The organism is Microbacterium sp. MMO-10 (assembly GCF_037148715.1).
Lineage (GTDB): Bacteria > Actinomycetota > Actinomycetes > Actinomycetales > Microbacteriaceae > Microbacterium.
The window spans coordinates 213,362-230,774 of record NZ_JBBCSV010000005.1; the positions used below are offsets into that span (position 1 = coordinate 213,362).

Here is a 17,413-nt window from a genome sequence, read left to right on the forward strand (position 1 = left end):
ATCTTGCTCGGAGATGTGCGCTTCGATCGGACGTCTTCGCTCATCGCGTCCGAAGCAAGCGCACATCTCCGAGCGAGGCGCACGGTGAACCGAGCGAGGCGCACGGTGAATCGAGCGACCGCTGCGGCGGGCTCAGAGATCGCGGTCGAAGAGGTCGTCCCAGGTCTCGCGGCGGATGACGGCGCGGGCCTCGCCGTCGCGCACGAAGACCACGGGCGGGCGCCGGTAGCCGTTGTAATTGTTCGCCATGGTGTGCGTGTACGCGCCCGTCGCGGGGACGGCGAGGAGGTCGCCGACCCGCGGCGCGGGCACCCGCAGCGGGTCGATCAGCACATCGCCGGACTCGCAGTGCCGCCCGACGACGAGCACGTCCTCCTCGGGCTCCTCGTTCATGCGGGCTGCGAGAGCCGCCTCGTAGCGCTGCGCGAACAGCGCCACCTCGAGGTTGTCGCCCATCCCGCCGTCCACCGCGACGAAGGTCCGCGCATCGCGCTTGACGGTCGTCACGGTGTAGAGCGTCATCGCCGAGCCGTTCACCATGCTGCGGCCGGGCTCGATGATGAGCTCCGCCTCCGCGGGGAGGTGCTCCCGCGCGGCGGCGAGCAGCGCCTCGACGTACTCGGCGACGCTCGCCGGGTGCTCGTCGTAGGTGTAGCGCGCGCCGAGCCCGCCGCCGAGGTCGTACACCGGGAAGGTGCCGAGCTCGGCGAGCGGGGCGACGGCGGCCGCCAGCTCGGACGGATCCATGATCTGCGATCCGACGTGGGCGTGCACGCCGCGCATCGAGAGCTTCGGGCTCGCCTCGATCCGTGCGATGAGCTCCTTCGCGACCGGGATGGTGAGGCCGAACTTGGATCCGACCTGCCCGGTCTGCACGTGCGGGTGGGTCGACGACTCGACCTCGGGGATGATCCGCACGAGCACGTCCTGCGTGCGGCCCTCCGGCACGAGCTGCTCGAGCCGGTCCACGTCGTCCGCGTTGTCGACCACGACCAGGCCGAGGCCGGCGTCCACCGCGATCTGCAGCTCCTCGGTCGACTTGGCGTTGCCGTGCAGCACGAGCAGAGCCGGATCCACCCCCGCGCGGAGGGCGCTGAGGATCTCGCCGCCGCCCGCGACGTCGAGCCCCAGACCCTCCTCGACCATCACGCGCTGCACCGCGGTCGCCGGGAACGACTTGGACGCGAACACGACGCGCGCGTTCGGCCACCGCGAGGTCAGCTCGGTGCGGTACTCCCTGGCCCGCGCCCGCAGAGCGGTCTCGTCGACGACGATCGCCGGAGTGCCGAACTCCCGCGCCAGGTCGTCGACGCGGCAGCCGCCGAACCGCAGCGTGCCGTCGGGGTCGACGGTGGTCCCGGCGGGGAACAGGTCGAGGATCGGGTGCGGCATGGTCACATCCTTCGGGTCGGTGCGGTCACTTCGGGGGTGCGGTCAGCGTCTCACAGGGCGCGGCGCGGGACGACCACGACGGGCACGGGGGAGTGCCGGACGACCTTGGTCGCGTTCGAGCCGAGGAAGACCCGGGCGAGGGGCCCGAGACTGCTCGATCCTACGACCAGGACCTCGTCCGGGTCCCACTCCACGTCGTCGACCGCGGCTTCCCAGGTGTCGGCCAGGCCGATCACCGTGCCCGCGAGCTCGGGCGGGTCGGCCAGCGTGGACACCTCGGAGAGGAGTCGCGCGACGTCCGCCTGGATGTCCTCTGCCCACTTCTCGGCGATGCCCCGCTCCGCGTCGAGCCCGGCGCCCGCCGTGCCGGAGGTGCGCGGGACCACGGCGAAGGACGCGATCCGCAAGGACGCGCCCACCGCGGCCGCGACCGTGGCCGCATCGAGCACGAGGGTCGAGGACGAGTCCGTGCCCCGGTACGCGGCGGTGACCCGACCGACCCTGGCGTCGCCCTTCGTGCGGAAGCCGCGGGGCGCGATCGCCACAGGGACGGGGGAGGCGTGCAGCAGTGCGTCGCTCTCGGATCCCAGGGCGATCCGCCCGAGCGGGGCGGCGGAGGAGGATCCGATCACGATCATGCCGACATCGCGCAGCTCGGCGAGCTCGAGCAGCCCGCGCCGGGCGGAGGCCGCCTCGTGCAGCACGAACTCCGCCCGCACGGACCCGCCCAGCACCGCGGCGGCGTGGTCGAGCACCGCGTTCGCGGTCTCGTGGGTGTAGGCCTGCCACTCGGCGTCGTCTCGGGCGGCGGCCGCGCGCGGCCAGGTCTCCGGGATCACCGTCGTGACGATCAGATCGGTGTCCGCGGAGCGCGCCAGCATCGCCGCGAGGTGCAGCACCGACGCCGAGCGGCTGGCGGGGTTCAGGCCGACGAGCAGGCTCATCGCTCGCCGTCCGTCCGGCGTTCAGCGGCGGCCCGGCGCACCTCGCCGGTGCTCGGCTGGGCGACGGCGCTGGTGTAGGGGACGTCCGGGGCGGCGACGACCGGGTGGCCGGCCCCCAGCGCCGAGTGCTTGCGCCCGTAGAACCAGTAGAAGACGAGGAACACGGCCGCCCAGGCGACGAACACGAAGATCGTGATCGGACGCAGCTGGGTGATGATCGCGATGCAGCCGATGATCGAGAGGATCGGGATCGTCCAGCCGAGCGGCAGACGGAAGCCGCGCTCCAGCTCGGGTTCGCGCACGCGCAGGATGATCACGCCGATCGACACCACGAGGAAGGCGACGAGGGTGCCGATGCTGGTCATCTCGGCGAGGAAGTTGATCGGCACGACGGCGGCGAGGACGCTCGTCGCGATGACCACGATGATCGTGTTGTTCACGGGGGAGAGGGTGCGCGGGTCGACCTTCGCGAACACCGGCGGGATCATGCCGTCGCGCGACATCGCGAAGAGGATCCGGGTCTGGCCGTAGAGGCAGACCAGGGTCACCGAGAAGATCGAGATGATCGCGCCGATCGCCACGACCGTGCCCGGCCAGGTGGATCCGATGATGTTCTGCAGGATCGCGGACAGGCCCGCATCCTGGTTCTCGAACTTCTCCGGGGCCTGCGCGCCGAGCGCGGCGAGGCAGGTGAGCACGTAGAGGGTGATGATGATGCCGAGGGCGAAGATGATCGCGAGCGGCAGGTTGCGCTTCGGGTTCTTCGCCTCGTCGCCTGCGGTCGAGACGGCGTCCAGACCGACGAACGAGAAGAAGATGATCCCCGCGCCGCCGACGATGCCGGCGAAGCCCGCGGGGGCGAAGTTCTGGAAGTGGTCGGCGTTCCAGCCGGTGAAGGCGACCGCGCAGAAGAACAGCACGACCGAGATCTTGATCACGACCATGATGCTGTTGACGAGGGTCGACTCGCGGGCGCCCCGCATCAGGAGCAGGCCGCAGAGCACGATCACGATGACGGCGGGGACGTTGATGATGCCGCCCTGCTCCGGAGCCTGCGACAACTGCACCGGGATCTGCCAGCCGAACAGGTTCTGCAGCAGCTGGTTGACGTACTGCGACCAGCCGACCGCGACCGCTGCCGTGGAGACGCCGTACTCGAGGAGCAGACACGCGCCGACCGCCATCGCGGTCCCTTCGCCGAGTGTGGCGTAGGCGTAGGAGTAGGTGGATCCGGACACCGGCACGGCGCCCGCCATCTCGGCGTAGCAGAGGGCGGTCAGCCCGGCCACGACGCCTCCGATCACGAACGACCAGATCACGGCCGGGCCGGCGACGGGTACGGCCTGCGAGAGGATGAAGAAGATTCCCGTGCCGAGCGTGCCGCCCACGCCGATCATGGTCAGCGAGAACAGTCCGATGCTGCGTTTCAGGTGCACCTCGCCGGCGCCGACCGGTGTGGTCGGCTTCCGGCGCAGCAGCTGCTGGGCGATGGTGGTCATTCCAGTCTCCTTCGATTGGATGTGTGATCCTGCGCGGTCCGGATCGGCAGGATCGGGTGTCAGTCTTCTCTCGTCACCCGGAATCGCGCTACGTCGGGATCGACCGCACCGCGGACGTATCCGCTCGGTGACGCGGCCACGGCCTGGAGGAACGCCACGGTCTGCGCCGTGATCTCCTCGCCCGGGATGACGTTCGGGATCCCCGGAGGGTACGCGGCGAGGGTGTCGGCCGAGACGCGGCCGACCGCCTGCGCGGCGGGGACGAGCTCTGTGCCCGCGAAGTAGGCGTCGCGGGGGAGCATGCGCAGCGCGCCGGAGGGCGGCAGCGCGGGGAAGTCGGCGGTGTCGGCCTGCGCGCGCTCAGCGTGCGCCTCATCGGAGTCGACCGCCGCGGACAGCACGCGGTGCACGTGCTCGAGGTCCGGCGTCTTGCCGGCGCCGATGAGCGCGACGAGTGCGGTCGCCGTCGAGATCTCGAAGTAGATGCCCTCGACCTCGAGCAGGTGCTGGCGCAGCCAATGGCCGCTCACCCCGGTGGCCGAGACGTCGATCGGCACGCGGAGCGGGTCGGTCGCGACGATGTCGTCGAAGGCGCCGAAGCCGTCGTCGAGGACGGCGAAGCGGGGATCCTCGCGCAGTGCGGCGCGGAACGCGTTCGCGGCGACGATCGAGCGGCCGATCTCCTCGGCGCCCGTCATGAGCGAGTGCCGCGCGATGTCGAGCGAGGCGGTGAGCAGAGCCGAGGAGGACGTCGATGACGTCGTGGACACGGCGCGCTCGATCAGGGGCTCCAGGCGGTCGGCGAACGGGCCGTCGCCGAGGTGCAGCATCGCGGACTGGGTGAGGGACCCGGCGAGCTTGTGCGTGCTCGAGACCACGAGGTCCGCGCCGAGGCGGGCGGGCGACTCCGGGAGGTCGGGGTGGAAGCCGAAGTGCGGCCCCCAGGCCCCGTCCACGATCAGCGGGGCGCCGTGCGCATGCGCGACTGCGGCGAGACCGGCGACATCGGCCACGGATCCGAAGTAGCTCGGCGAGACGATGTAGACGGCGCTCGCCGCCTGGCCCCGTGCGGCCGCCGCGGTCAGCGCGTCGTCGAGAGCTGCGGGGGAGACGCCGTGTGCGACGCCGTGACGGCGGTCGACCGAGGGCAGCACGAACGACGGCGTGAGACCGGCCGTGAGCACGCCGTCGCTGAAGCTCGAGTGCGCGCTGCGCTGCGACAGGATGTTCGCGCCGAGGCCGCGCACGGCGAGCGCGGCGATCCGGTTGGCCTGAGAGGCGCCGCCGGCGAGGAACCAGGTGCGCCGCGCGCCCCAGGCGTCAGCGGCGAGCTCGAGCGCCCGGGAGAGGGGGGAGTCCTCGCCCAGGTCGATGTCGTCGAGGAGCATCGGCACGTCGAGCTGCAGCACGCGCTCGCCGAAGTACTCCGCCAGGCGGGCGCTGATGCCGCGGCCGTTGCCGCTGTGGCCGGGCACCATGAGCTGGATCGGCGATCGGCTCGCGTGGCGCTCGAGCGCGTCGGCGTAGGGGGTCGCTGCGTGGCGGAGGTCTCGGGTGATCGAGGACCCGCTGGACGCGACGGGTGCGGCCGCGACGAGGGACTCGGTGAAAGGCATTCCCCCATGGTGAGGGCGGAGCCGGCGGGAAGGAATCCCTCGAACTTCATCCGCCTCACATATCCTGTATGTGACTGGACGGTCCGAAACGGCCTGATCCCACATAGGAGGTTGGTGTCATGGTCGATCTGCGGCAGCTCGAGGCGCTCCGAGCGGTGCATGCCGAGGGTTCCGTGACCGCGGCCGCGCGCCGTCTCGGCTGGGGGCAGCCGACCGTCGACTACCACCTGAAGAACCTCGAGCGCCTGGTCGGATCCCCGGTGCTGCTGCGCTCGCCGCGGGGCAGCCGGCTCACGCCCGTCGGAATGCTCCTGCTCGACAGGGCCCAGGAGATCCTGACCCTGAGCGAACGCGCGATCCGCGACGCGAGGGAGCTCACCCAGATGGGCCGGGTGAGGCTGCGGTTCGGGACGTTCCCGACAGCCGCGGCGAAGATCCTGCCGGCGGTCGTCTCCCGCGTGAACGACTTCGGGATCGAGATCGACGCGGTGCTCGAAGAGGTGCCCACGCTCGTCGAACGGATCAACCGCGGTGGGCTGGATGCCGCCCTCGTCTACACCGTGCCCGGGTACGAGCTGCCGTTCCGGCCGCACGTGGCGGCGGTCGAGGTCCATCGGGATCCGCTCCTGCTGGCGCTGCCGTCCGGCCACCCGCTCGCCACGCCCGGCCCGATCGACCTGCCGACGATGCTCACGCTGTGGCAGGAGCGCTGGCTCTTCGCCGCGGCGGGGGACGATCCGATGGACACGATCGTGGTCGACGCGTTCGCCGCCGAGGGGCACGCGCTCGAGGTCGCGATCAGGACGGACGACTTCCAGGTCATGCTCGGGATGATCGCGGCGCGCCTGGCCGTCGGACTGCTCCCGAGGCTCGCGGTCGGCAATGCGCATCCGGGCATCGTCCTGCGCCCGATCGAGGATCCGGCGTTCGCGCGCTCGGTGCTCGTGGCGACCTCGGCCGAGGGCTCGCCGCGCGGCCCGTCGACCGCGGTGCGGCAGCTGGTCCTGGCGATCCGCGACGGCTTCGCCGCGCTGTCCTTCGACTGAGGGCTTCCGCGGTTCGCCGAGGGACACGCCCGGCGTCCGGGATTCGCCGCACCGATTCGCATCCGATCGAAACGGTGTTGTAAGCTGAGTGAGTTGTCGCGGGAAGCCGCGAACAGCGTCTGGGCCTGTGGCGCAGCTGGTAGCGCACCTGCATGGCATGCAGGGGGTCAGGGGTTCGAGTCCCCTCAGGTCCACACTTCAACACGACGAAGCCCCCGAGAGATCGGGGGCTTCGTCGTTCCCGGCGCGCGGATGTCCTGGTCCGCCGGCCTGTCGCCGCCGGTTCGACGGCACCACCCCGGCGCTCAGTCCTCCTGCTTGTCGTGCTTCTCCTCGTGCCTCTCGTGCCGCACGATGAGGACGGGGCAGTGCGCGTGCGACGCGCAGGTCGCACTCACGGATCCGAGCAGCAGTCCGGTGAATCCTCCGCGGCCCCGGCTGCCCATCACCAGCATCTCCGCGCCACGGCTCTGCTCGATGAGCACGGGCGCGGCGGGGCCGGCCAGCACCGACGCCGAGAGATCCGCCGGCGGGTCCCCGGCGAACACGTCCTTGATCGCGGCGTCGAGGACGACCGCCGCGTCCTTGTCCGGCGTCCAGCCCGCGCTCGGATACAGGTCGATGAGGGCCGGGTAGTCCCACGTCGTCACCGCACGCAGCGGGATGCCGAGGGCGGCGGAGAGCTTCGCCGCATAGCGGAGGGCGTCGAGCGACGAGTCGGAGCCGTCGACGCCGACGAGGATGGGGGCGTTCGCAGAGGTGTTCATGCGCTCAGCCTCCTCCGGCAGCGCGGCCGCGACCGGGACGAAAGTCACTTGCGCACGACGGGAGCGCGCGGAAGGGTGAGAGCAGGAGCGGATCCGCGCGCCACCGGAGAGGAGATCCCCGAGGACATGGCAGTGCTGAAGGCGATGAGACGCCAGCCGACGATCCCCCTCGCCCTCCTCACCCTCGTCGTGGTCCTCGTGCTCGACACGACCGGCCAGCATCTCGCGGCGCGCTGGCTCGCCACGGTCGTCGTCGGGGCGTTCGTGGTCTGGACGCTCGTGCAGATGATCCGCGAGATGCTGCACGGCCGGTTCGGGCTCGATGTCCTCGCGATCGTGGCCATGGTGGCGACCCTCGCCGTGGGGGAGTACGTCGCGGCGCTCATCATCGTGCTGATGCTGTCCGGCGGAGAGGCGCTGGAGGACTTCGCCGCGCGACGCGCCAAGCGCGAGCTCACCGCGCTGCTGGAGCGCTCGCCGCAGACCGCTCACATCGTCGAGGCCGATGACGTCGAAGGGGAGCGGGTGCGCGACGTTCCCGTCGACGACGTCGCCGTGGGCGATCTCCTGCTCGTGCGTCCCTCGGAGATCGTGCCGGTCGACGGCGCACTCCTCACCGACGAGGCCTCCTTCGACGAGTCGTCGCTCACCGGTGAGAGCCTGCCCGTGGCACGCAGCGCCGGCGACGCCGTGCTCTCCGGCGCCGTCAACGGCAGCCGTGTCGTGCGGATGCGGGCTCTGCGCCGCAGTGCCGACAGCCAGTACCAGCAGATCCTGCTGCTGGTGCGTCAGGCGCAGGAGTCGCGTGCGCCCGTGGTGAGGCTCGCCGACCGGTTCGCGATCCCGTTCACCGCGGTGTCGTTGCTGCTCGCGGGCCTGGCCTGGGCGCTCTCCGGCGAAGCCGTGCGGTTCGCCGAGGTGCTCGTGCTCGCGACGCCGTGCCCCCTGCTGATCGCGGCCCCCGTCGCCTTCCTCGGCGGCCTGTCGCGCTCGGCGCGGGCGGGCATCGTGCTCAAGGGCGGCGCGGTGATCGAGACGCTGTCCCGGGTGCGCTCGGCCGCGTTCGACAAGACCGGCACGCTCACCCGCGGTCGCCCCGCGCTGGTCGCCGTGCGGCCCGCAGGAGGATTCTCTGCGGACGAGGTGCTGCATCTGGCCGCTTCCGCGGAGCAGTACTCCTCGCATGCGCTCGCGGAAGGGATCCGTGCCGCAGCGCGGCAGCGCGGTCTCGCGCTCGCCGCGGCGGAGGACGCGGGCGAGGTCGCCACGAACGGCGTCATGGCGCGCATCGGCGGGCGGACAGTGGTCGTGGGCAAACCCGCGTACGTCGCCTCGCTCGTGCCGGAGTTCGCGCGCACCGACCTCGCGCCGGGCGAGGCCGCAGCCTACGTCGCCATCGACGGCCGGCACGCCGGAGCGCTGGTGCTCGCCGACGCGCCACGCGCCGAATCCCCTGGCGTCGTCGCGTGGCTGAGCGCCCACGGGGTCGAGCGCGTGGTCATGCTGACCGGCGATGCCGAGGCCACCGCGACGTCGATCGCGCAGACGGTCGGGATCACCGGTGTGCATGCCGAGCTCCTGCCGGACGACAAGGTCCGCCTCGCCCGTGATCTGCGGCCGCGCCCCCTGATGATGGTCGGCGACGGGGTCAACGACGCCCCCGTCCTCGCCGCCTCCGACGTGGGGATCGCGATGGGGGCGAAGGGGGCGACGGCGGCGGGTGAGGCGGCGGACGCGGTGATCCTTGTCGACTCCCTGGCCAAGGTCGTGCACGCGGTCGAGATCGGCCGGCACACCGTCCGGGTGGCGCTGACGGCGATCTGGATCGGGATCGCACTGAGCATCGCGCTCATGATCGTCGCCATGACCGGTGTCATCCCCGCCGTCGCAGGCGCTCTGATCCAGGAGCTCGTGGATCTCGCGACGATCCTCTACGCGCTCCGGGCGCTGCGGGGCCCGCTGACCCCGGAGAGCGACATCGCGGCAGAGCATCCCGAGGCGGGACCAAAGGCCCGTCGTGATCACGAGGAGAGGACCAGGCTGTGAGCATGACCGAGACGCCCCCGATGACACCCGCCACGACCCCGGGGAGCGTCGGCGACGCGGACCTCGCGAGCATCGACGCCTGGTGGCGCGCGGCGAACTACCTCAGCGTCGGGCAGATCTACCTCCTGAACGACCCGCTGCTGCGCCGGCCGCTCGTGCCGGAGGACGTCAAGCCCCGACTGCTCGGGCACTGGGGGACCACCCCCGGGCTGAACTTCCTCTACGCGCACCTCAACCGCGTCATCCGGGATCGTGCGCTCAGCTCGATCTTCGTCACCGGCCCGGGGCACGGCGGCCCCGGCATGGTCGCCAACGCCTACCTGGACGGCACCTACTCCGAGGTGTATCCGGACATCGCCCGGGACGAGGACGGCGTGCGCCGGCTGTTCCGGCAGTTCTCGTTCCCGGGCGGGATCCCGAGCCACGTCGCCCCGGAGACGCCGGGATCCATCCACGAGGGCGGCGAACTCGGGTACTCGCTCAGCCATGCCTTCGGCGCCGCGTTCGACAACCCCGACCTCGTGGTGACCTGCGTCGTGGGCGACGGCGAGGCCGAGACCGGGCCCGCCGCGACCGGGTGGCACTCGAACAAGTTCCTGGATCCCGTGCAGGACGGCACGGTGCTGCCGATCCTGCACCTGAACGGCTACAAGATCGCCAACCCCACCGTGCTCGCCCGGATCCCGGAGCGTCGCCTCGTCGAGCTCTTCCGCGGCTACGGCTACGCGCCCTACGTGTTCACGGCGGGGTTCGACGGCGAGGATCCGCTCAGCATCCACCGCCGCTTCGCCGAGCTGCTCGAGGAGGTGTTCGACGAGATCGCGCGGATCCGCACGGAGGCGCGCGCCGGCCGTTACCACTCGGACGATCCCGTGATGGCGACCCCGGAGTGGCCGATGATCATCCTGCGCTCGCCGAAGGGATGGACCGGGCCCCACGAGGTCGACGGCGTGCTCGTGGAGGGCACCTATCGCGCCCACCAGGTCCCGCTCGCCAGCGCGCGGGACACTCCCGAGCACCTGCGCATCCTCGAGGACTGGATGCGCCGGTATCGCCCGGAGGAGCTCTTCGACGATGCGGGCGCACCCGTCGCCCTCATCGAGCGGCTCGCCCCTCGCGGAGAGCACCGGATGAGCGCGAACCCCGTCGCGAACGGCGGGCTGCTGCGCACGCCGCTGTCGCTGCCCGACTTCCGCGACTTCGCCGTGGACGTGCCGGCGCCCGGTGCCACCACGGCCGAGGCGACCCGGGTCCTGGGCACCTGGCTGGCGGAGGTGATCCGGCGCAATCCCGAGGACTTCCGGATCTTCGGGCCGGACGAGACGGCGTCGAATCGCCTCGCGCCCGCGGTCTACGAGGCCACGGACAAGCAGTGGACCGCCCAGATCCTGGCCACGGACGACCACCTCGCCCGCGTCGGCCGGGTCATGGAGATGCTCAGCGAGCACCAGTGCCAGGGCTGGCTGGAAGGGTATCTGCTCACCGGCCGGCACGGTCTGTTCACCTGTTACGAGGCCTTCATCCACATCGTCGACTCGATGTTCAACCAGCATGCGAAGTGGCTCAAGGTCACCAGGGAGATCCCGTGGCGGCGTCCGATCTCGAGCCTGAACTACCTCCTCACCAGCCATGTCTGGAGGCAGGACCACAACGGGTTCAGCCACCAGGATCCGGGATTCATCGACCATGTCGTCAACAAGAGCGCCGAGGTGGTGCGGGTCTACCTCCCGTTCGACGCGAACACGCTGCTGTCGACCTACGATCACTGCCTGCGCTCCGTGGACTACGTCAACGTCGTCGTCGCCGGGAAGCAGCCGGCCGCGAACTGGCTCACCATGGACGAGGCCGTGCAGCACTGCACGCGCGGGCTCGGGATCCTGGAATGGGCGGGCACCGAGGTGACGGGGGAGGACCCGGACGTGGTCCTGGCCGCGGCGGGCGACATCCCGACGCTCGAAGTGCTCGCCGCCGCGCAGATCCTGCGCTCGGCCCTTCCCGACCTGCGGGTCCGGGTGGTCAATGTGGTCGATCTGATGCGGCTGCAGTCGGAGAGCGAGCATCCGCACGGGCTCTCCGACCGCGAGTACGACGCGATCTTCACCGTCGACCGCCCCGTCGTGTTCGCGTACCACGGCTATCCCTGGCTCATCCACCGCCTCGCGTACAAGCGGCACGGCCACGACAACTTGCACGTGCGCGGCTACAAGGAGAACGGCACCACCACGACGCCCTTCGACATGGTCATGCTCAACGACCTCGACCGCTATCAGCTCGCGATCGACGCGATCGACCGGGTCCCCGGCCTCGCCCAGCGCTGCGCCGGACTGCGTCAGGACCTGCAGGACGCCCGGCTGCGCGCTCGCGCCTACACCCGCGCGCACGGCGAGGACATCCCCGAAGTGGCCGAGTGGGCCTGGGATCGTGGTCGCTGAGGACCCGGCGAGCAGCTCAGCCGTACCGGTCGACCGCGGAGCGCGGGTTTCCGGCGCCGAGGCGCCGAGCCCGGTCCGTCGAGTCGCGGCACAGGAGGCGGACCAGGTGCTGCGCGAGCTCGGATCCGGACTCTCGGGCCTGGATCCCGCCGGCGCGGCGGCGCGTCTCGCCGCGGACGGGCCGAATGCGATCCGCATGCACCGCGCCCGCCCCTGGCGGGTGCTGGGAACACAGCTGCGCAGCCCGATCGTGCTGATGCTGTTCGGCACGGCGTTCGTCGCGGGTCTCGTGGGGGACGCGACCGACGCCGGGGTGATCGGCGCGATCCTGCTGCTCAGCGTCGGACTCGGCTTCGTCAACGAGTTCCGCGCCGAGCGCGCCGCCGATGCGATGCACGATCGGATGCGGCACGTGGCGATCGTGCACCGCTCCGGGGCGACCCTGCGGGTGGATGTGACCGAACTCGTCGTGGGGGATCTCGTCGCCCTGTCCGTGGGATCCGTGGTGCCGGCCGATCTGCGCCTAGTCCGCGCGGAAGGCCTCGAATGCGACGAGAGCATCCTCACCGGCGAGTCCGTCCCCGCGGTCAAAGGCGTGGCGCCGGTGCCGGCGGGGACCGGGGTCGGCGAGCTCTCCTGCTGCGCGCTCATGGGCACCGTCGTGCATGCCGGCACCGCGCTGGGCGTGGTGGTCGCGACCGGGCGCGACGCGGAGTTCGGGCGGATCGCCGCGGGGCTCGCGGCGCAGGAGCCGCAGACCGAGTTCCAGCGCGGCCTGGGCAGGTTCTCGTCCTTCCTGCTGATCGTCGCCCTGGTGCTCACCACGAGCATCTTCGCGGTGGCCGTCGCGCTGGGGCGGCCCCTGATCGAATCGCTGCTGTTCTCGCTGGCCATCGCAGTCGGAATCACGCCGCAGCTCCTGCCGGCCGTCGTGAGCACGAGCCTCGCGGCAGGCTCGCGCGCGATGGCCCGGCGTCGCGTGCTGGTCAAGCGCATGGTGTGCATCGAGGACCTCGGCGACCTCGACCTGCTCGTCACCGACAAGACCGGCACGCTCACGAGCGGCGAGATCACGTTCCGCGAGGCCGTCCCGGTGTCCGGCGGCACGGCTCAGGCGCTCGCGGAGCGCGGCCTGCTGGCCTCGGACGCGGACCTCGCCGCTCTCTCCGGCATCGGCCTGAACGCGCTCGATGCCGCGCTGCTCGCCGGGGTCGCCGATCGCAGCGGGCTGGTCGGCTGGCGCCGGCTGGACGCGATCCCGTTCGATCATGAGCGCCGCACGACGACCGTGCTCGCCCGGCGGGACGGCGAGGATCCGACGATCATCGTGAAGGGCGCGGCCGAGTCGGTCCTGCCGCGGTGCGAGGGGGTGCCGGCTGCTGCATCGGCTCGACTGGACGACCTGTACCGGGAGGGATTCCGGGTCGTGGCGGTGGCAGGGCGCCGGGCTCCCGGTGCGGAGACGCTCGCCGTCGCAGCGGAGGGGAGCGACGGGAGGCTGACCCTCGACGGGTTCCTGGTGTTCACGGACGAGATCAAGCCCGGCGCGAGAGCATCCCTGCTGCGACTCGCAGACCTCGGCATCTCGGTCAAGGTCTGCACCGGCGACGGCGCGGTGGTCGCGACCCGCACCTGCGCCGACCTCGGCATGACCATCCAGGGCACGCTCACCGGGGATCAGATCGACGAGCTCGACGACGGGCGGCTCATCGAGCTCGCCGAGCGCACGACCGTCTTCGCCCGGGTGTCGCCCGAGCAGAAGGCGCGCGTGGTGCGGGCGCTGCGTCACCAGGGCCGGGCCGTGGGCTTCCTCGGCGACGGCGTCAACGACGCCCTCGCGCTGCACGGAGCCGACGTCGGCATCTCCGTGGACTCGGCGGTCGACGTCGCGAAGGATGCGGCCGATGTCCTCCTGCTCGACAAGGACCTCGAAGTGCTCGCCGACGGCGTGACCGAGGGGCGGCGCATCTTCGCGAACACGATCAAGTACGTGATGATGGGCACGTCCAGCAACTTCGGCAACATGTTCAGCGCCTCGGCCGCCTCGATCGTGCTGCCGTTCCTGCCGATGCTGCCCGGTCAGATCCTGCTCAACAACCTGCTCTACGACGCGAGCCAGCTCGTGATCCCCGCCGACCGGGTGGATCCGGAGCAGCTGCGCGCACCCTCGCACTGGGACATCGCGGCGGTCCGCCGCTTCATGCTCCTGTTCGGCCCGATCTCCTCGCTCTTCGACTTCGCCACGTTCGGCCTGATGCTGTTCGTCTTCCATGCCGCACCGCCCGAGTTCCGCTCCGGATGGTTCATCGAGTCGATCGCCACGCAGACGCTCATCGTGTTCGCGATCCGCACCCATCGGGTGCCGTTCTTGCGCAGTCGGCCGGCGCCGGTGCTGGTCGTCACCGTGCTCGCGGCGATCGCGGTCGGAGCGTGGCTTCCCTACTCGCCTCTGAACGGGCTGCTCGGGTTCACGCCGCTTCCGGCGCCCTTCTTCCTCGCCCTCGTCGGCATGCTGATCCTGTATCTCGTGCTCGTCGAGCTCGCGAAGCGCGGGTACTTCCGGCGGGTGAGCGCGCGCCCTCCCGGGGCTCGCGCGCCCCGGCGTCCGGCACGGCGCGTGCTCCGCCGGGCCGCCCGGTTCACCGCGCGATCAGGACGCTGAGCGGAGGGACGCCGTCCGGGCCGTCCGGCGGATGCCGGCGGGACTTTCGGCCCGGGCCGTCGTCGCGGCAGGGCGCACGATCGGGACATGGACACCGAAGTGGAGAGGGAGCCGACACGGCCCCTCGAGGAGAGCGAATGCTGGGAGCGGATCCGCCGGGCGCCCTACGGGCGGATCGCCGTCGCCGCGGCGGACGAGATCGACGTCTTCCCGGTCAACCACGCCGTGCTCGACGGGACGATCGTGTTCCGCACCGCGGCCGGCACGAAGCTGCTCGAGCTGACGATCCGGCAGCGGGTCGTGTTCGAGATCGACGGGGCCGACGACGTCGAGGCCTTCAGCGTCGTGGTGAAGGGCCTCGCCGAGGAGTTCGACCGTGATGCGGACACGATGGCCGCGGAGCGCACGGGGGTGACACCGTGGGCGCCGGAGCCCAAGGACCGCTGGGTGCGGATCCGGCCCACGGCGGTGACGGGGCGGATCTTCGCGCGGGGCTAGCCGGTCCTGGGCGGCAGTGGGCGCCCGCCTCACCACTCGCTGCGATCGCGGGCGGCCTCCAGGTCGCGCAGGGCGCGCGCGTCGTCACGGGTGGCGATGCCGCCGCGCTGCAGGATCTGACGGGGGAGCCAGGCGGGGAGGGGGAGCCGTGCCCGACGCGGCGCCTCCCGCGGCGGGACGGGGCGCGCCGCGGATCCGGCGCGGGGCAGGAGCGGAAAGGAGGGCTGGGATGCTGCGGTCTCGGTCATGGCTCTAAAGCTACGATCGGATGATTTCTGCCACCAGATGGCGGAAAGCCTTTCCTCATAAAGATTCAGCCAGTACCATGAGGGCATGATCCGCAGCGTCACTCTTCCCGTCATCGACGGGCTCGCCGTCTTCGAGTTCGGCCTGCTCAGCGAGGTGTTCGGGCTGGATCGCAGCGTCTACTCCGATGTGCCCGCGTTCGACTTCCGCGTCTGCGGCATCGAGGCCGGCCGGCCCGTGAGCACCGAAGTGGGGGCCCAGGTGATCCCGGCGCACGGTCTCGAGGCGATGGAGCGCGCCGATGTGATCGCCGTGCCGGCGGCTCGCGTGCGGCCGGCCGACGAGTACCCGGCGGAGCTGCTGGACGCGCTCCGGCGCGCCGCCGATCGGGGCGCGATCCTGCTCAGCGCCTGCTCGGGAGCATTCGTCCTCGGCGCGGCGGGCCTGCTCGACGGGCGTCCCTGCACGACGCACTGGCGCTACGCCGAAGAGCTGCAGCGCCGGTACCCGAGCGCGCGCATCGACCCCGACGTTCTGTTCGTCGACGACGGGGACCTCATCACCAGCGCCGGGACCGCCGCCGGCATCGACGCGAGCCTGCACCTGGTGCGCCGCGAGCTCGCCAGTGCGATCGCGAACGTCATCGCGCGCAACATGGTGGTGCCGCCGCAGCGCGACGGGGGCCAGCGTCAGTACATCGAGCGCCCGGTTCCGCAGGTGTCCAGCGACGCGCTGAGCGACGTGCTCGCGCACATGGACGACAACCTCGCCGACGCCCACTCCGTCGCCTCGCTCGCGCAGCGCGCGCACATGTCCAGCCGCACCTTCGCGCGCCGGTTCGTCGCGGAGACGGGGGTGACGCCGATGCAGTGGCTTGCCGCTCAGCGGGTGCTGCAGGCGCGCCTGGCGCTGGAGACGACCGACGCCTCGATCGAGGAGATCGCCGCATCCTGCGGCTTCGGCAGCGCCACGCTGTTCCGCCACCACTTCACCCGCGAGGTCGGGATCGCCCCGACCGCGTATCGCCGGTCGTACGCGTGTGACGTCGCGGAGTCGGATGCCCGCCCGGTCGACGCCTCGTCCGGGCACGCTCTGCTGACGACGTAGCAGGGCTCGGGCCGTGTCCGGCGGCCGACCCGGGGAACAGCGCCCGGGCCGCCGATGTTGCACCCGCCGTGGACCTCCTCGACAGCATCGTGATCGGCGCCGGCCAGGCCGGGCTCTCGAGCTCGTACCATCTGCGCCGCCTGGGCATCCCGCACCTGGTGCTCGACGCCGACGACGCTCCGGGCGGAGCCTGGCAGCACCGGTGGGATGCGTTGACGATGCAGGACGTGCACGGCGTCGCCGAACTGCCCGGATCCGTGCCGCCCCCGCGCACCAGCGCGCGGGCGAACACCGCGGTGCCCGCCACGTTCGCCGCCTACGAGCGCGAGCACGAGCTTCCGGTGCGGCGTCCCGTGCACGTGGACCGCGTGACGGACGAGGACGGGATCCTTGTCGTGCACGCGGCCGAGGGCACGTGGCGGGCGCGCACGCTGGTGAACGCGACCGGCACCTGGACGCAGCCGTTCCTCCCGCACTACCCGGGCATGGAGACCTTCCTCGGCGAGCAGTTCCACACCGTCGACTACCCCGGGCCCGAGCACTTCCGCGGCAAGCGCGTACTGGTCGTCGGGGGTGGAGCCTCGGCCGTGCAGTTCCTCGGAGCACTCGCCCCGATCGCCGACGTGCTGTGGGCGACCCGCCGGCCGCCGGTCTGGCGCACCGACGACTTCACCCCGGAGGCGGGCGCGGCCGCGGTCGCCCTGGTCGAGCAGCGCGTGGCGCGCGGGCTCGCACCGCAGAGCGTGGTGAGCGTCACCGGGCTCATGCTGCGTCCGCAGGAGCAGGAGGCGGCCCGGCGGGGCGTGTACGACGCGCGGCGACCGATGTTCCAGCGCATCGAGCCCGATGGCGTGCGCTGGGCCGACGGCTCGTTCGAGCGGGTCGACGCGATCCTGTGGGCGACCGGCTTCCGGCCGGCGATCGGCCACCTCGCGCCGCTGCACCTGCGCAGCGCGCTGGGCGGGATCCAGCTCGATCACGACGGACGCGGCACGACGGCGGTGAAAGATCCGCGGATCCAGCTCGTGGGCTACGGTCCGTCCGCCAGCACGATCGGCGCCAACCGGGCCGGGCGCACGGCCGCGCGCGGCGTGCAGCGGTACCTGAGGACGCCGGCCCCGGCGCTCGACGCGACGGCGTAGGGCGAGGCGAGGGAGC

General features: G+C 71.6%; 13 protein-coding genes and 1 tRNA gene. 8 read left to right on the forward strand and 6 right to left on the reverse strand.

Annotated elements, in window-relative coordinates; genetic code table 11:
• Nucleotides 1-132: 132 nt before the first annotated feature.
• The 4 genes from lysA to WFJ17_RS17075 are packed head-to-tail and all read right to left on the reverse strand — an operon-like array spanning nt 133 to nt 5,451.
• Complete coding sequence (gene lysA, locus WFJ17_RS17060; RefSeq protein WP_251441686.1) at nt 133-1,392, reverse strand: diaminopimelate decarboxylase; 1,260 nt, start codon at nt 1,390-1,392, stop codon at nt 133-135.
• A 50-nt stretch (nt 1,393-1,442) separates the two neighbouring features.
• Nucleotides 1,443-2,336: a universal stress protein gene (locus WFJ17_RS17065; protein ID WP_336649027.1), complete on the reverse strand. Its 894-nt coding sequence runs from the start codon at nt 2,334-2,336 to the stop codon at nt 1,443-1,445.
• Complete coding sequence (locus WFJ17_RS17070; protein ID WP_295034332.1) at nt 2,333-3,835, reverse strand: amino acid permease; 1,503 nt, start codon at nt 3,833-3,835, stop codon at nt 2,333-2,335. Before WFJ17_RS17070 ends, WFJ17_RS17065 begins: the two co-directional genes overlap by 4 nt.
• Nucleotides 3,836-3,894: 59 nt before the next feature.
• Complete coding sequence (locus WFJ17_RS17075; RefSeq protein ID WP_336649028.1) at nt 3,895-5,451, reverse strand: aminotransferase class I/II-fold pyridoxal phosphate-dependent enzyme; 1,557 nt, start codon at nt 5,449-5,451, stop codon at nt 3,895-3,897.
• A 119-nt stretch (nt 5,452-5,570) separates the two neighbouring features.
• Between WFJ17_RS17075 and WFJ17_RS17080 the strand changes: the two genes are divergently transcribed.
• A complete protein-coding gene (locus WFJ17_RS17080) occupies nt 5,571-6,497 on the forward strand; it encodes a LysR family transcriptional regulator (RefSeq protein ID WP_336628514.1) in 927 nt (308 codons plus the stop codon).
• 121 nt (nt 6,498-6,618) lie between these two features.
• Nucleotides 6,619-6,691: transfer RNA gene (locus tag WFJ17_RS17085), tRNA-Ala, on the forward strand.
• Between the two features lie 111 nt (nt 6,692-6,802).
• Here WFJ17_RS17085 and WFJ17_RS17090 read toward each other — a convergent pair.
• Entirely contained in the window at nt 6,803-7,264 is a 462-nt protein-coding gene (locus WFJ17_RS17090; RefSeq protein WP_251441666.1) for a universal stress protein, read from the reverse strand.
• A gap of 126 nt (nt 7,265-7,390) precedes the next feature.
• On the opposite strand from WFJ17_RS17090, the gene WFJ17_RS17095 reads away from it, so the two are divergent.
• The 4 genes from WFJ17_RS17095 (at nt 7,391) to WFJ17_RS17110 (ending at nt 14,902) form a co-directional block, all read left to right on the forward strand.
• Nucleotides 7,391-9,310, forward strand: a complete 1,920-nt coding sequence (locus WFJ17_RS17095; RefSeq protein ID WP_336649029.1) for a heavy metal translocating P-type ATPase — start codon at nt 7,391-7,393, stop codon at nt 9,308-9,310.
• Between the two features lie 2 nt (nt 9,311-9,312).
• Nucleotides 9,313-11,742, forward strand: a complete 2,430-nt coding sequence (locus WFJ17_RS17100) for a phosphoketolase family protein (protein WP_374208761.1) — start codon at nt 9,313-9,315, stop codon at nt 11,740-11,742.
• The gene (gene mgtA, locus WFJ17_RS17105) at nt 11,732-14,404 is read left to right on the forward strand and encodes a magnesium-translocating P-type ATPase (protein ID WP_336649030.1); all 2,673 of its coding nucleotides are present in this window, start codon (nt 11,732-11,734) and stop codon (nt 14,402-14,404) included. The genes WFJ17_RS17100 and mgtA overlap by 11 nt, the downstream gene beginning before the upstream one ends.
• An 87-nt stretch (nt 14,405-14,491) precedes the next feature.
• On the forward strand, nt 14,492-14,902 hold the full coding sequence (locus WFJ17_RS17110; RefSeq protein ID WP_336649031.1) for a pyridoxamine 5'-phosphate oxidase family protein: 411 nt from the start codon (nt 14,492-14,494) through the stop codon (nt 14,900-14,902).
• Nucleotides 14,903-14,931: 29 nt separating this feature from the next.
• Here WFJ17_RS17110 and WFJ17_RS17115 read toward each other — a convergent pair whose 3' ends face one another.
• Complete coding sequence (locus tag WFJ17_RS17115; RefSeq protein WP_336649032.1) at nt 14,932-15,150, reverse strand: hypothetical protein; 219 nt, start codon at nt 15,148-15,150, stop codon at nt 14,932-14,934.
• 85 nt (nt 15,151-15,235) lie between these two features.
• Here WFJ17_RS17115 and WFJ17_RS17120 point away from each other — a divergent pair, with 85 nt between their 5' ends.
• Both WFJ17_RS17120 and WFJ17_RS17125 read left to right on the forward strand, forming a co-directional pair.
• The gene (locus WFJ17_RS17120; protein WP_336649033.1) at nt 15,236-16,255 is read left to right on the forward strand and encodes a helix-turn-helix domain-containing protein; all 1,020 of its coding nucleotides are present in this window, start codon (nt 15,236-15,238) and stop codon (nt 16,253-16,255) included.
• 68 nt (nt 16,256-16,323) lie between these two features.
• Nucleotides 16,324-17,397, forward strand: coding sequence for a flavin-containing monooxygenase (locus tag WFJ17_RS17125; protein WP_336649034.1), 1,074 nt, complete (start codon nt 16,324-16,326; stop codon nt 17,395-17,397).
• The last annotated feature ends 16 nt before the right edge of the window (nt 17,398-17,413 follow it).

Excerpts from the sequence above, each read along its gene's own strand:
- lysA (WP_251441686.1), bottom strand. The coding sequence starts at position 1,392 with ATGCCGCACCCGATCCTCGACCTGTTCCCCGCCGGGACCACCGTCGAC.
- WFJ17_RS17065 (WP_336649027.1), bottom strand. The coding sequence starts at position 2,336 with ATGAGCCTGCTCGTCGGCCTGAACCCCGCCAGCCGCTCGGCGTCGGTG.
- WFJ17_RS17070 (WP_295034332.1), bottom strand. The coding sequence starts at position 3,835 with ATGACCACCATCGCCCAGCAGCTGCTGCGCCGGAAGCCGACCACACCG.
- WFJ17_RS17075 (WP_336649028.1), bottom strand. The coding sequence starts at position 5,451 with ATGCCTTTCACCGAGTCCCTCGTCGCGGCCGCACCCGTCGCGTCCAGC.
- WFJ17_RS17080 (WP_336628514.1), top strand. The coding sequence starts at position 5,571 with ATGGTCGATCTGCGGCAGCTCGAGGCGCTCCGAGCGGTGCATGCCGAG.
- WFJ17_RS17090 (WP_251441666.1), bottom strand. The coding sequence starts at position 7,264 with ATGAACACCTCTGCGAACGCCCCCATCCTCGTCGGCGTCGACGGCTCC.
- WFJ17_RS17095 (WP_336649029.1), top strand. The coding sequence starts at position 7,391 with ATGGCAGTGCTGAAGGCGATGAGACGCCAGCCGACGATCCCCCTCGCC.
- WFJ17_RS17100 (WP_374208761.1), top strand. The coding sequence starts at position 9,313 with ATGACCGAGACGCCCCCGATGACACCCGCCACGACCCCGGGGAGCGTC.
- WFJ17_RS17110 (WP_336649031.1), top strand. The coding sequence starts at position 14,492 with ATGGACACCGAAGTGGAGAGGGAGCCGACACGGCCCCTCGAGGAGAGC.
- WFJ17_RS17115 (WP_336649032.1), bottom strand. The coding sequence starts at position 15,150 with ATGACCGAGACCGCAGCATCCCAGCCCTCCTTTCCGCTCCTGCCCCGC.
- WFJ17_RS17120 (WP_336649033.1), top strand. The coding sequence starts at position 15,236 with ATGATCCGCAGCGTCACTCTTCCCGTCATCGACGGGCTCGCCGTCTTC.